We start from the raw sequence: 16,230 nt of genomic DNA, 5'->3' as shown, positions 1-16,230 counted from the left end.
GGTACGCACTGCATCCAGCGCGACCGGCACGATGCAGCACCGCGCAGCCTGCTGCGCGCACAACCCAACAGCACCGAAAGGAATCAGCGCCGTGAACAAAATCTATCGTCTGGTCTTCAACCGCACGTTGGGTGTCATGCAGGTTGCGTCCGAACTGGTCAGCGCTGCCCAGGGGGGCGTCGATCACCGCGGCGGCCGGACGGTCGGTACCCTGCAGCCGATCAGCTTCGCGCTGTGGCTGGTGCTGGGCTGGGTGGGACTGGTGCAGCCGCTGTCCGCACAGCAGGCGCCAACTGACCCGGGCCGGATTGCCGCCGACCCGGGCGCACCGGCCAACCAGCGCCCGACCGTGGTCACTTCGGCCAATGGCACGCCCCAGGTGAACATCACCACGCCCAGTGCGGGCGGGGTGTCGCGCAATACCTACCAGCAGTTCGACGTTGGCCAGCAGGGTGTCATCCTCAACAACTCGCGCGGCGACGTGCAGACCCAGCTCGGCGGCTGGGTTCAGGGCAATCCGTGGTTGGCGACCGGCACCGCACGCGTCATCCTCAACGAGGTCAACAGCAGCAATCCCAGCCACCTCAACGGCTATGTGGAGGTGGCCGGGGCCCGGGCGCAGGTGGTCATCGCCAATCCGGCCGGCATCCAGGTCAATGGTGCCGGCTTCCTCAACGCCAGCCGTGTCACTCTGACCACCGGCACGCCGATCGTCAGCAATGGCGTGCTGGAGGGCTATCGCGTGGAAGGAGGCAGCGTTGGTGTCGGTGGCGCCGGCCTGGATACCAGCCGCGCCGATTACACCGACATCATCACGCGCTCCCTGCAGGTCAACGCCGGCATCTGGGCCAACCAGCTGCAGGCCAGCCTGGGCAGCAACGTGGTCAGTGCCGATCACAGCAGCGTGCAGGTGCAGCCCGCTGCCACCGCAGCACCGGCCTTCGCATTGGACGTGGGCGCGCTCGGTGGCATGTACGCCAACCGCATCTGGCTGGTCGGCAACGAGCATGGCGTCGGCGTGCGCAATGCCGGCAAGATCGGTGCACAGGCTGGCGAGCTGGTGGTCACCGCCGATGGCCGGCTGCAGAACATCGGCGCAATGCATGCGCAGCAGGACCTGCGCATCGATGCCAGCGGTGGCATCGCCAATGCCGGCACGCTCAGTGCCGAGCGCGAGCTGCGCCTGCAGACCCCCCAGGATGCCGACAACAGTGGCGGCACGCTCAACGCGCGTCGCATCGAAGTGAACGCCGATGCGCTGCGCAACCGCGGCGGCAGCATCGAACAGCTTGGCACGCAGGTGCTTCAGCTGCAGGCCGCCGACCTCAGCAATCTGCAGGGCCGCATCGGCAATGTGGCCAGTACGTCGCCGGGTAGCGGCAATGGTGACGGCAGCGGTACCACTCCAGGAACGGGCACGCCAGGCACCGGCACGCCAGGTACGGGTACGCCAGGTACGGGTACGCCGGGCACTGGTGGTACCGCACCGGTCACGCCGCCGCTGGCAGCCGGTCTGCTCAACATTGCCGGAACACTGAACAACGACGGCGGCCGCATTGAAGCCACCGGCGATCTGCAGCTCAGCGCCCGCAACAGCCTGGACAACAGCGACGGTACGTTGGGCGCGAGCACCCTGCAGGTACAGGGACAGGCGCTGCGCAATGCCCGTGGCACGCTGCAGGTGCAGGGGGCGGCCAGCGCGCGGGTGCTGCAGCTGGACAACAGCAGCGGACGCATGACGTTCGCGCGTGGCTTTGAACTGCAGGCGCAATCTGTGTCGAACCGCGGCGGCAGCCTTGCCCACGGCGGCAGTGCCGAAACGAACTGGACGATCGGCCGGCTCGACAACAGCGAAGGCAGCATCTCCAGCAATGCCACGCGCCTTGGCCTCGATATCGGCACCGTGATCAACACGCGGGGCAGCATCAACCACGCCGGCGGTGACGGACTGCTGCTGCGTGCGCAGGTCCTGGAGGGCACGCAGGGCAGCATTGCGACCGCTGGTGCGGCCAACCTGCTGCTGGGCCGCGCCGACCACCGCGGTGCGCAGCTGGTCGCCCGCCAGCTTGAGCTGACCGCACAGGCCTTCGACAACCGTGGTGGGCGCGTGCTGTCCACCGGGCAGCAGGCCAGTACGCTCAACGTCCGCGATCATCTGGACAACAGCGACGGCGGCCTGCTGGCCAGCAATGCCGACCTGCAGATCGACGCAGCATCCTTCGGCAATGCTGTCGGCACCGTGCAGCAGGCAGGCACCGGCAACCTGCGCATCACCACCGCCAACCTGCAGGGCCTGGGCGGCACCGTTCTCAGCAATGGCACCCTGCAGCTGCACGGCGACACCCTGAACCTGCGCAACGGCACCACCGCCGCGCAGCGCATCGATGTGCGCGCCGGCGAGCTGACCACCGCCGGTGGCATGCTGACCTCGACGGACAATGACGCGCTGCAGCTGCAGGTATCGCGCACCCTGGACAACAGCGGCGGTACCGTTGGCGCCAATGGTGCGCTGGACATCAACGGCGGCATCCTCATCAACGACGGCGGCAAACTGATCGCCGCAGGCACCGGCACCAGCCGCATCCATGCCCGCCAACAGATGCAGAACCAGCGCGGTCTGCTGTCCGCCAACGGCGACCTGGAGATAAATGCCCATGGCCTGCTGAATGAGGGCGGCAGCATCGACCACGCTGGCACCGGCACACTGCAGATCGATGCGACTACCCTGCAGGGGCCTGGCGGCAGCATCGCCAGCAACGGCCAGCTGCAGTTGAGCGGGCAGCAGCTGGACCTGCAGAAGGGCAGCACCCGCGCCCGTGACCTGAAGATCACGGCCACGGGGCTGGACACCAGCGGCGGCAGCCTGCTGGCATTGGGCAACAACGCGATGCAACTGCAGGTGCAGGGCCTGCTGCGCAACGACGGTGGCAGCATCAGCGCCAATGGCGCGCAGCACGTCCAGGCGGGCACGCTGTCCAACCGCGGCGGCGCGCTCAACTCGGCGGGTACGGCGGCTTCGGAGATCCGGGTCGACGGCACGCTCGACAACAGCGGCGGCAGCATCGCGAGCAATGCGGCCAATCTGCAGCTGAAGAGCGGCGCGCTGGTCAATGCCAACGGTGCCCTCAGCCATGCGGGCAGCGCCGGCCTGGTCATCGACACCGGGCGCCTGGATGGGGCGAAGGGACAGATCGCCACTGCCGGTGCCCTGCAGCTCACGGCGGCCGAGGTCGACCACCAGGGCGCGTCGCTGGCTGCCGCGCAGCTGGATATCACGGCGACCGGGTTGGACAACCGCGGCGGGCGCATCATCGCCACCGGTACCGGGGGCAATATCCTGCGCGTGCAGGGCACGCTGGACAACGGTAATGGCGGCACCCTCGCCAGCAATGGCAACCTCGACATCCACGTGCGCACCTTCGGCAATGCCGGCGGAACCGTGCAGCAGGCCGGTTCCGGCAGCCTGGCCATCGCCACGCAGGACCTGGCCGGCGCCGGTGGCACCCTGCTCAGCAACGGTTCGCTGGACCTGCAGGGCGGCACCCTCGATCTGCGCGACGGCACCACGACGGCGCAACGCATCAGCATCGACGGCGACAGCGTGACCACCGCGGGTGGCAAGTTGAGTGCGCTTGGCACCCAGGCGCTGCAGCTGCAGGCCCGTAGCCTGCTCGACAATACCGGCGGAACGTTGGGCAGCAATGGCGCCATCAACGTGCGTGCGGGGCGCTTCGTCAACGACCACGGCACGCTGATCGCAGCGGGTGAAGCGGCCTCTGCGATCCGGGCAGCACAGCTGGAGAACCGCAACGGCTCGATCTCTGCCAACGGCAACCTGCACATCGAGGCGGAAGCACTGTCGGGCCAAGGCGGCAGCATCGGTGCTGCCCGCGCACTGGCTCTGCAGGGAGGGTCGCTGGACCTCCGCGGCGGCAGCGTGGCGGCCGAGCAGCTCGACATCGTGGCCGACAGCCTGGACAACAGTGCCGGTGCGCTGCGCGCTACTGGCAGCGGAACGCTGGCGCTGCAGGTCAGCGGGCGGCTGGCCAACGACGCGGGCACCATCGCCAGCAACGGTGCCCAGCACATTGAAGCCGGCGAGCTTTCCAATCGTGGCGGCACCCTCAGTTCAGCAGGCAGCGCCTCTACTGAACTGCGCGTCGATGGCCTGCTCGACAACAGCAACGGCCTGCTCGCAAGCAATGGCGCCACGTTGAAGATCGACGCGGGCCGCATGGCCAACGTGAAGGGCACGCTCAGCCATGCCGGCACTCAGGGCCTGCTGCTGCATACCGGGCAACTGGATGGTCAGGGCGGCACCATCGCCAGCGCAGGCGGCATCACCCTGCAGGCGGACAGCGTAGACCATCGCGGTGCCACTCTGCAGGCCGAGCGCATCGCACTGGACGTACAGTCTTTCGACAACCGGGCCGGCAAGGTCATCGCGACCGGTGCCGAAGGCAGCACGATCGACGTGGTCGGCACGCTGGACAACGGCGAGGGCGGCCTGCTGGCCAGCAACGGCGACCTCGGCATCCAGGTGGCGGTGTTCGGCAATGCTGGCGGCACCGTGCAGCACGCCGGCGAAGGCGTTCTGTCGATCGACGCCGCCACGCTCAACGGCACCGGCGGCACGCTGGTCAGCAATGGCAGCCTGTTGCTCAAGGGCACCACCACCGACCTGCGGGCAGGTGTCACCTCCTCCAAGCGCATCGAGATCGACACCGGCTCCCTGATCACCGCCGGCGGCACGCTCACCGCCACCGGCAATGACATGCTGCGGCTGAGCGCGCGCGAACGCGTCGACAACAGCGGCGGTACCGTGTCCAGCAACGGCGGGCTGGACCTGCGCAGTCCCGCGCTGTTCAACGCGGGCGGCACGTTGCAGTCCGCAGGTACAGCGGCCAGCCAGCTGATCATCGGCCAGGACTTCAACAACCGCGGCGGCCGCATCCTGGCCAATGGTGGGCTTGGCATCAGCTCCGGCAGCATCGACAACCAGGGCGGCACGATGCGCAGCGCCGCACGGCTGGTGGTCAAGGCCGACGGCCTGCTCGACAACGGCAACAAGGGTGTCATCGCCAGCGGCGCGGGCATGCAGGTGGCGGCTGCGGCGCTGGACAACCGCAGCGGCAGTATCGAGCAGGCGGGTGACGGCCTGCTGCAGATCGATGCCACCACGCTGCAGGGCCACGGCGGGCGCATCGTCAGCAACGGCGAGCTGCAACTGAAGGGTGAGACGCTGGATCTCAGCGCAGGCACCACCGCCGCGCAGCAGGTCAGCGTCGAGGCCGGCCAGCTGGACAACACGGGCGGTACGCTGAACGCCACCGGCCACCAGACGATGGCGCTGCAGGTGCGCGGGGCGCTGGGTAATGACGGCGGCACGATCGCCGCCAACGGAGCGCAGCAGATCAGCGCCGGTTCGCTGTCGAACGTGGGTGGCACGTTGAGCTCGGCAGGTACGACCGATACCCGGATCAACGTCGCCGGCCGCTTCGACAACAGTCGTGGCACCCTGGCCAGCAATGCCGGCAACCTTCGCCTGGACGCGGTGCAGCTGCTCAACGTGGCTGGCAGCATTGTCCATGCAGGCAAGGGCACGTTGACCATACAGGCCAACCAGCTGGACGGGGCCGGCGGAAGCATTGCCACGGCGGGCGCATTGCAGCTGGATGCAGTGACCGTGGACCATCGCGGCGCCACGCTCAGTGCCGATCACTTCAATATCGATTCCGACCGCTTTGACAACCAGAACGGCAAGCTGCTGGCGACGGGCACGCAGGCCAGCCGCGTGCAGGCCACCACGTCACTGGACAACAGCGGGACAGGCCAGATCGCCAGCAACGGCGACCTGACCCTCACCACCGCACAGTTCGGCAATGCCGGCGGCACCGTGCAGCAGGCTGGATCGGGCACGTTGGCCATCAACGCGCACATCTTGAATGGCCAGGATGGCAAGCTGCTCAGCAACGGCGCCGTGCAATTGACGGGCGAAACCACCGATCTGCGCAATGGAACGCTGGCCGCTGCGCGCATCGCCGTGGGGACGGGCACGCTGTTGAATGCGGGTGGTTCGATCATCGCTTCGGGCACCGATGTACTGAATGTGTACGCACGCGACCGCCTGGACAATACTGGTGGCACGCTTGCCGGCAATGGCACGCTGGATCTGCGCAGCGCGCACCTGCTCAACAACCAGGGCACGATCCAGGCCGCCGGCAGCGGCAGCAGCACCCTGGCGATCAACCAGGCACTGGAAAATCGCGGCGGTCGCATCCTGACCACAGGCGATGCGGGCATCAGCGTGGGCACGCTCGACAATCGCGGCGGCACCGTGCACAGCGATGGCAGCAGCGCATTGACCGTACGCGTGGACGGCCTGCTCGACAACAGCGACAAGGGCACCCTGTCCGCTGGAGGCGCGCTGCAGGCCGAGGCGCAGGCCGTCAACAACAGTGGCGGTACCGTGGCTGCGGGGCAGGATCTGCACCTGACCAGCACCGATCTGCTGCGCAACGGCGGTGGGCTGCTCCAGGCCGGCAAGCACCTGCAGGTCTCGGCCGGCGGTCTGAACAACAACAGTGGCCGGATCATCGCCAACGACCTGCAGCTGGATACCCACGGCCAGGCGCTGGACAACCGCATCGGCATCATTGCCAGCCTCTCCGGAGATGCAGCGCTGCGCAGTGGTGCGCTGGACAACACCGGTGGCCTGCTGCAGTCGGCGGCGGCGCTCAGCATCGACACCTCCGGACAGCGGCTGACCAATGCCGCCTCCAATGGCAACGGCATCGTCAGCAGCGGCGCGCTGCAGATCCGCAGTGGCGATCTGGATAATCGAGGCGGCTCGGTGTTCGCCAAGGCCGGCGCCGATGTACAGGCCATCAACATCGACAACGGCGGCGGTGGCGCGCTGGTGAGTGCCGCCGACCTGCTGCTGCGGGCGCAGCAGCTGGCAAACAGCGGTGGCAACGTGACCGCCGGTGGCAGTGCCGACATCGGCTTGCAGGGCGCCCTGCTCAACAGCGGTGGCCTGCTGGCAGCGACCGGCCGCCTTGACCTGCACGCAGGTTACGTCGACAACCGCAACACGCTCAGCCAGGGCAATGGTCCTGCACTGGGGTTGCAGGGCAAGAACCTGCAGGTGACCACCAGCAACCTGGACAACCAGAACGGCCAGGTGCTGGCCGACGACCTGCTGCTGCAGGTGAACCAGCGCCTGGACAACAGCGGTGGCCAGATCTCGGCGGCCCTGACCTCCGATGTGCGCGCCGATACGCTGGTCAACAGTGGCGGCACGCTGGTGGCCGGCAGGCAGCAGACCCTCCGTACCCGCGAGATCGTCGGTGACGGCAAGCTGATGTCGCAGGGTGACATGACCCTGGAACTGGGCCAGAGCCACACCAACCGTGGTGAGATGGTAGCCAACGGCACGCTCAGCCTGTCCGTGCAGGGCAATCTGGATAACAGCGGCAAGCTGGCCGGCGCCAACGTCAGCATCCATGCCGGCAACATCACCAATGCGACCACCGGCGAGATCAGCAGCATCGGGCTGACGCGTCTGGATACCAGCGGTGCACTGGTCAACTACGGGCTGCTGGACGGCAACGTCACCCATATCACGGCCGGCAACATCGACAACATCGGCAGCGGCCGCATCTACGGCGACCGCATCGCCATCCAGGCCGGCGCTCTCAACAACCTGGCGGCCAACATCGGTGGTGTGGCTCGGGCCGGCACCATCGCCGCACGCCAGCGCCTGGACCTGGGCGTTGGCACACTGACCAACAGCGGCAAGAGCCTGATCTTCAGCGACGGCGATGCCGCCATCGGCGGCGCACTGAACGGGCTGGGAGTGGTTGGTAGTGCGCAGAAGGTGGACAACCTCGGTTCCACGATCGAGGTCAGCGGCAACCTGGACCTGTCCGCGCTGGCGGTGAACAACATCCGCGACAACGTAGTTGTGGAGAAGGTCACCACCGTGCATGCGCCGGTCAGGCTGGAGCAACCCGGCTGGTTCAAGAACGGCAACAACACCAATCGCGATTTCCGCACCACCTCGAACTACCAGCCGTACGAGATCTACTATCTCAATCCGGCCGACATCCTTGAAGACACGCCGTATGTCACCCCGGATGGCCAGCAGATCCGCAAGGCGGTCATCCGGTTGACCAGCAACACCAGCGCCTACGCGTTCGCGCGTGGCGGCGTGCACGGCGCGCGCGCCTCGCGCGAACGCCTGAACGTGCAGGATGGCACGGTCACGATCTACTACATCGGCCGTGCCGACAACCGCAACAACCCCGACCAGCTGGGCGCGGGTGCGGAGGATCCGTTCCGCGATCTGAGCACGCGCGGCGCGGGCGCACCGCCGATGGAGTACGTGACCGACACGCTCAACTACAACGCCGCCTACGGCACCTGCAGCACTACCTGCGTGCAGCTCATCACCTATCCGGACTACGACAATCCCGACGCGATGCTGATCAACATGCAGCGTCACACGCAGGAGACCAGCGGCAACGAGAAGACCCGCATTGCCACCCGTACCACGGTGGAAGACGTGGTGGTCTCGGCGGGCGACAACGCCGTGATCAATGCCGGCGGCAACATGCGGATCAGCACCGATCGGCTGGAGAACCGCTTCGCCAACATCGCCGCGGGTCGTGATCTGGCCATCGTCGGCCTGAACCGCGATCAGTCCGAGGTGATCAACGCAGCCGAGCAGCTGACCCGCACCAGCACCTTCGACAACGTGTCCATCACCTACGGTGGCTCTTCCAGTCGCTGGAAGGCCGCCCCCATCACTGAAAAGACCGGTGCGCTGGGCTCGGCGATCACTGCGGGCGGCAAGCTCACCATCGATGTCGGCAACCTGCGCAACGACAACACCGGTGGCAGCAACCCCAACGCCGGCGGTGGCAAGGGCACGGCGCAGCTGGATACCGGCGGCCATGGCGCGGGCTCCGTGGGTCCAGGGGCTGGCAGCGTGCAGGGCCCTGGCCAGAGCGTGGCCCAGGGTGCGGGTAGCGTGGACGAACAGGGGCCCGGTACGGCCGGCGCTGCGCAGGGTGCCAGCGGCAGCCAACAGCAGGCGGTGGCCAAGGCCGAAGGTACGCGGGCGGACACGGCCGGCGTGCAGGGTCCCGGCCAGGCCGGCAATGCCGGCACCGGTGCCGGCACGGCGCAGGACATCAGTGCGGCACAGGCCGGGCAGGCCAACGCCAACGGTCCGGCAGCGGTCCGAACCGGGGAGCATGCCGGCAGTGGTGGCAATGGCGCCGTGGACGGCAAGCAGGCCACCACGACGACCGGTTCTGACCCGCGCGTGGTGGTGACCACCAGCCCGAATGCCAGTGCGCCCACCGCCAGCCTGTTCAATGTGGACGCCAACCGTGGCAACCACATCGTGGAAACCGACCCACGCTTTGCCAGCTACCGCGATTGGCTCAGTTCGGATTACCTGCTGCAACGCGCAGGCTTCGAACCCTCGCAGACGCAGAAGCGCCTGGGCGATGGCTTCTACGAGCAGAAGCTGGTGCGCGAGCAGATCGGTGAGCTCACCGGGCGCCGCTTCCTTACCGGCCATGCAAGTGATGAGGATCAGTACCGCGCCCTGCTGGAAGCCGGTGCTACGGTCGCCAGTGAATGGGGCCTGCGACCGGGCGTGGGGCTGACCGCCGAACAGATGGCGCGACTGACCAGCGACATCGTCTGGCTGGTGGAAAAGGACGTCACCCTGGCCGATGGCTCGGTGGTCCGTGCGCTGGTCCCGCAGGTCTACCTGCGGGTGATGCCGGGCGACCTCGGCAACGATGGCGCCTTGCTGGCCGGCGCGGAGGTGGACGTCAAGCTGCGCGGTGACCTGGTCAACAGCGGCACCATTGCCGGCCGCAAGCTGGTCAGCATCGATGCCGGCAACATCCGCAACCTGGCCGGCGGCAAGATCAGTGGCGAGCAGGTGGGCCTGTCGGCGCGGCAGGACATCGACATCATTGGCAGTACCGTAAAGGCCACCGATGCGCTGGCACTGAAGGCCGGCGGCAACATCACCGTGGTTTCGACCACCTCCGAATGGAAGGACCAGGGCGATCGCCTGTCGCAGCAGAAGACCACGCTCGATCGCGTGGCCGGCCTGTATGTCACCAACCCCAATGGCGACGGCGTGCTGTCGGTGGTGGCCGGCGGCGACATCGGCCTCAAGGCGGCGGAGATCCGCAACGCCGGCAAGAATGGCATCACCCAGCTGGTTGCCGGTGGCAACCTCGACCTCGGTGCGCAGACGCTGGGCCAAAGCACCGCGCTGAACCACGACAGTCGCAACCACACCAGCAACAGCCAGACCACGCATGCGGTGTCTTCAGTTGAAGGTGCTGGCGACGTAGTGCTGGCCGCAGGCAAGGACATCACCCTGGCCGCAACCCGCATCAGCGCTGGCGGTGGCCTGGCCCTGCAGGCCGGTGGAGACATCAACAGCCAGGTGCTGGTGGACAGCCGCAGCAGCGACTTCAATGCCGGTGGCAAGCGCAGCTCGCTGCAGATCAACCAGAGTGATGAGACCGTGCGCGGCAGCCAGCTGCTGGCTGGCGACAACATGGTGCTGAGGGCAAACCGGGACATCAATCTGACCGCTACCCAGGCCATCAGCTCGGATGGCACGTTGAGTGTGACCGCCGGTCGCGACGTCAACCTGCTCTCGGCCAGCGAGACGCATGACTTCAGCCTGGACAGCTACGAGAAGAAAAAGAAGACGTTGTCGAGTACCACCACCACCCGCCATGCCGAAAGCAGCGACAGCTATGCCATCGGCACCGGCCTGGCAGGACAGCATGTCAACGTCACCGCCGGCCGCGATCTGACCGCGGTGGGGGCGGTGATCGATGCCACGGACAATGTGATACTCGGTGCCGGCAACAACGTTCTGATCACCTCCGCCGAAGACCATCACAGCAGCGAGTCCAGCCAGAGCAGGAAGAAGTCCGGCTTCACCGGGGGCTTCTCCAATGGCACCGCCTCGATCGGCTACGGCAGTTCGAAGAACAGCAGCAGTTCTGCCGAGCAGTCGACCACCCAGGTTGGCTCGGCGATTGCTTCGCGCGAAGGCGGGGTGCTGATCAACGCGGGTAACCAGTTGACCATCTCCGCCTCGGACGTGGCCGCTGGCAAGGACCTGACCCTGGTCGGCAAGGACATCAACCTGCTCGCCCGCCAGGATACGACGGACACCCAGTCCAGCCAGTCGAGCAAGTCCAGCGGGTTCTCGGTGGGCGTCACCTACGACCCGGCCAAGGCATACCGCACCGCACGCGACAACGCGACCGAAGGCATGGCCGAGAGCGGCACGATGATGGGCCGGATCACGCGCACCGCCGAAGGCGTGGCGGCCGGCGTGTCGGCGGCCGTGTTGCCGGCGATCACGGCCGGCAGCCAGCGCTCGAACAGCAACCAGAGCCACTCCACCAGTGATGCCCGGGTCAGTCAGCTCAGTGCGGGGGGCAACCTCTCACTCATTGCCAACGGTGGTTCCATCACCAGCCAGGGCGCGCAGATGTCGGCCGAGGGCAACGCTGTCCTGCTGGCCACCAAGGACATCGTCTTCGATGTCGCGCACAACACCGAGCGTAGTGGCAGCGACAGCCGTGGCAAGGGTTGGGGCATCGCCACCAACTCCGCAGGCCTGCCGTTCGGCACCAACAACGCACGCAGCGATGGCGCCGGACAGAGCGACACCATCACCGGTACCCAGCTGTCGGTGGGTGGAGGCGTGCGCATGGCCACCACCGAGGGTGATATCCGCCTGACCGCCGCCAACATCGCGGCCGAGAAAGACGTCAACATCCGCGCTGCGGGTGACCTGACGATCCGTAGCGGGCAGGACACGGTCAGCAATGCCAACCGCTCGGACAGCAAGGCGATCGGCACTGTGCAGATCTCCGATACCGAGAAGTTCTCCGGCTGGCATCGCGAGCAGCATCGCGATGACAGCGCGCAGGTCTCACAGGTGGCCAGCACCGTCGGCAGCCTGGGCGGCAACGTCAACCTCACCGCAGGTGGCAAGTACACGCAGAGCGCCAGCAATGTGGTGGCCGCCAAGGACGTGAACATCACCGCTGCCGAAATCGAGCTGCTGACCGCCGACGAAAGTGGTCACTACTCGCAGAGCGACAAGGACCTGAAGATCGGTGCCTTCGCGCGGGTGAAGTCGCCGTTGATCGATCTGCTCAACAATGTCGACGCCGCCCGAAAGTCCGACGACCGCCTGCAGAAGATGCAGGGCCTCGCCGCTGGTGCCAATGCCTATCAGGCCGCCAGTGCCATCTCCAGCATGGCCGGCAAGGGCGGAGGCGGGGCACTGCTCAGTGCCGAGGCCGGCGTCGGGTTCAAGACCTCCAGCAGCAGTGCTGATGGCAGCAGCCAGGTCTCGCGCGGCTCCACCATCCAGGGTGGCGGCAACGTCAACCTGACCAGCACCCAGGGCGACATCCATGTGGTGCAGGGCACTCTGAGCGCGGGCAACACGCTCAGCCTGGATTCGGCCGGTGACATCCTGCTGGAAGCGGGCAAGGCGCATGTGGCCGACCACAGCAGGAGCAGCAATGCCGGCGCCGAAGTCGGCGTGGGCGTTGCCGTGGGCGCTCAGACCGGTGTCTATGTGTACGCTGAAGCGAGCGTCGGCAGCAGCAAGTCCAATGCCGAAAGCAGCACCTGGCAGAACACCACGCTGACCGGCAAGAACATCTCGATGAAGGCCGAGGGCGATACCACCCTCCGCGGCGCGACTGCCACCGCCGACCGCATCGACGTCAAGACCGGCGGCACACTGACCATCGAGTCGTTGCAGGACATCGCCGAGAGCATGTCGAAGAACAGCCAGGTGGGCGGTCGCGTGCAGGTGTCGTTCGGTACCGCATGGAATGCTGACGGGTATGCCAGTGCGGGCAAGGCCAACGGCAGCTACCAGGGTGTTGGTCAGCAGAGCGGCCTGTTTGCCGGCAATGGCGGGTACCACGTCGATGCAGGTCACGTGAACCTGGTGGGCGGCGCGATTGCCAGCACCAATGCGGGCAACAGTGAACTGACCGCTGATTCGCTGACCTTCACCGACCTGCAGAACCACATGGATTACAAGGCCACGTCGGGCAGCATCAGTGGGGGCTTCGGAAGCAGTGGCAAGGGCCCGACGGACAAGGGCGTGGGAGCGGTTGAGCAGCTGCAGGGCATCGGCAGCAGCATCAAATCCGGAACGTTCGGCAGCGTGGATGGTGTCGCGTTCGGCGGTGGACTGCCGATGCATGAAAGCGGCAGCGACAGCTCAAGCACGCGTGCGACCCTGACCGAGGGAACCATCACCATCGGCGGCAGGAAGACCACGGCGGCCGAGCTTGGTGTCAATACCGATGCAGCTGCGGCACACCGAGCGCTGGAGGCGATGCCTGATGCCAACAAGATGCTGGCCGATCAGCAGGCGATGGCGAATGCGGCGAGCACGGTGCTGGCCACCAGCAAGCAGATCGCATCGGACATTGGCAGCTACGGGATCAACAAGATCACCGATGCCTATCTGGAGGGAAAGAGTGCCGCAGAGAAGGAGGCCTTCGCCAAGCTCAGTCCCAAGGACCAGTACACTGCCCTTGCCGGGTTTGACAGCTCCTACCCTGATGCACTTGTCACGCAGCAGAAGTGGGCACCCGACGGCACCTACGGCCGTGCGCTCAACGCGGTCTCCACCGCGCTGGTCGGCAGCGTGGCGGGGCAGGCAGGTAGTCAGGTCATCTCGAACGCACTCGCGCCCTACGCTGCTGAGCTGATTGGAAAGACCTTCGATCCCAACAAGCAGAGCGCCGTCCCCAGTGAGGCGATGCAGATGCTCTCGCACGCGCTTCTGGGCGCGCTGCTTGCGGAGGCGAATGGGGGTTCGGCGGGTACCGGGGCTGCTGCTGCCGGAGGTGGTGAACTGGCGGCCAAATTCCTGGGTGACTACTACGCGCGGCAGAATGGCGGACAGCTGACTCCGGAGCAGGAACAGCAGATCAAGGCATTGGGCCAGGCGGTCGGCGCGATGGCAGGTGGGATTGGCGGAGACGGAGCCATGGGTGCGGCGTTGGGGGCCACCATTGCCAAGAACTCTGTCGAGAACAACTATCTGAATCATGCCGAGCGCATGCAGTTCCTGGACGCCATGCTGAGCTGCATGAAGAGCGGGGAGCGTTGCGGCGAACAGAAGGAGCTGGCGGCGCTGTCGGATGCGCGCAATGCGGCATTGATTGCTGCATGTACCGCGGCTGCCGATTCGCCTGCCTGCCGCGCAGAGCAGTCGAAACTGGGTGACGCCTACTGGTCACTTACCCAGAATGATTCCACCTATCTGCGATGGATCAAGGACAATGGCCTTGATCTGGCCCAGGCGGCACTGACGAAGGGCAATGGTGGCCAGGTCGCCTCCGATCTGCTGACGCATACGTCCTCGCTGGATGCCCGTTACAAGATCACCTGTGCAGCGGCAGGGCGGTGCGATCCATTCACCGCCGGCCTGCTCGCGTTGAATGGGAAGACGCAGGAGGCGGCAGCCAACGCTGCTCTGAATCTGCTGTTCGACAAGGCGGGCACGGGCGCAGGCGTGGTGACCAACGCAGGTGGCATGGTCATGGACATGGCGAAGATGAATGCCATCTACATGTCCATCGAGAGCAGCAAGCAGGCTTGGAATGACTTCCAGCGGATCGGCGAAGTTGGCTACTGGGGTCTGGTCAAGGAGAAGAGTGCCGGCGCCTGGTCGTCCATTTCAGGCTACTTCGGGAACGGTTGGGATGCGGCCAGCTACGAGCTTGGCCTGAACCAGAAATGGAACCTGGCCGATGTGGCAGCAAACGGCTTCACCAAGGGTGACATAGGGCTGGACGTCGCCCTGGCAGTGATCAGCCTGGGTGATGTCACCGCGATGCGTGCGGCAGCGAAGGCCAGGAAGCTGGCGGCGTTGGAGTCAGGTGCCGCCGCAAAGCCGACCCTCAATGTTCAAGAGTTGTTGCCAAATCAGAACACGCGTGTGCTGACGGAATCCGAGGCGCGTGCGCTCGGTGGAGAGAAGAAGGGGCTCATCTACGTCATCGAAAGCCCGCGGGGCAAGCCGGCAGCACGTGATTTCCAGGCCGGGACAAATGGCGCCTTCAGCGACGTGGCGTCCGAAAAGCCTGCCGTTCCGGCGCTTCGCTATACTAATCCCAATGAACGTGGCGTTGACTTCATCAAGTTCGACGGCATCGAGGCGGTCGGAAATGAGAAAATTCTTCTTATCGATGCGAAAACCAAGCTGGCAATCTGGAGTCCTTCCACCCAGCGGGAGGTTCTTTCGACAATGGGCCGGGTCAGGTCGGCGTTGGAGCAGAATCCAGGATTCAAGGTTGTCTATGAGTTTCCCAACGAGAAGGTTGCGGCTGAAGCTCGCTTCTTCATTCGACAAAATGGTATGGATGATGTGATTTCTGTGAGGACGAGGAATCAGTGAGTACTGAGCGCATAGCAATTTATCTTCAGGCACGGCCTGACAGATCCATCTCGATTGCCGAGAGGCATCTCCATGTCATGGACAGGATGTCGGCAATCCCATGCCCATTGGGATTCCATGGTCTCGAGCTGCCGCCTGTACCCGACTGTGGAGAAGAATTGCTGGCAAGCTATGAGATCAAGACTGGACTGAAAGGTCTGTCAGTCATCGGCACATACGCTTTCAGGGGGCCCGGGTACGAGTACGCGGATGTGGCTGCGTTGGACGAGATCATCCTGTATGGGTTCAGAAGCAGCAACAAGGCAGTGGACTATCCGAGTGTTCTGAGGAATGGCGTCGCTTCTGTTGCCGAGGCGTTCGGTGCGTACAGAGTGAAGGTCACGTACGGGATGTATTCGATGGACTATCAGGACGGTGTGGGCCGGGAGGGGCCAACCCTTGCAGATCTGAAAGCCGCTGGAGTCAAGGATGTCGACGGCAGGAAGAACATCCTGACGATGTACCCTGCCCAGTTCTGGGACGCCCGGCTTTGCAGCGACGCGCTTGGATTCGGACCCGAGGAGGTTTTCTCCCGGCTTGAAGGCAAGGTTGACAAGGTGGAATTGACAGCCAGTGGTGTCTACATTCTCCTGAGTGACAAGGTTGATCTTTCCTATGAGGAATATCTGGAGTTCAATCGCCACGCAAAGGCGCTTTTGGGTTTGCAGTAGTCCAGAGCGTGACAG

General features: G+C 65.5%; 2 protein-coding genes. Both read left to right on the top strand.

The window, feature by feature from the left end:
- Window positions 1-91 precede the first annotated feature (91 nt).
- On the top strand, window positions 92-15,505 hold the full coding sequence (locus N5C18_RS05035) for a hemagglutinin repeat-containing protein (RefSeq protein WP_279943975.1): 15,414 nt from the start codon (window positions 92-94) through the stop codon (window positions 15,503-15,505).
- Window positions 15,502-16,215 (top strand): hypothetical protein, encoded by a 714-nt coding sequence (locus N5C18_RS05030; protein WP_154582869.1) that lies wholly within the window; start codon window positions 15,502-15,504, stop codon window positions 16,213-16,215. The genes N5C18_RS05035 and N5C18_RS05030 overlap by 4 nt, the downstream gene beginning before the upstream one ends.
- The last annotated feature ends 15 nt before the right edge of the window (window positions 16,216-16,230 follow it).

This window comes from Stenotrophomonas sp. GD03930, assembly GCF_029839665.1.
GTDB lineage: Bacteria > Pseudomonadota > Gammaproteobacteria > Xanthomonadales > Xanthomonadaceae > Stenotrophomonas > Stenotrophomonas forensis.
The sequence above is the reverse complement of the archived record's forward strand: the minus strand, read 5'-3'. Positions and strand labels throughout refer to the sequence as shown.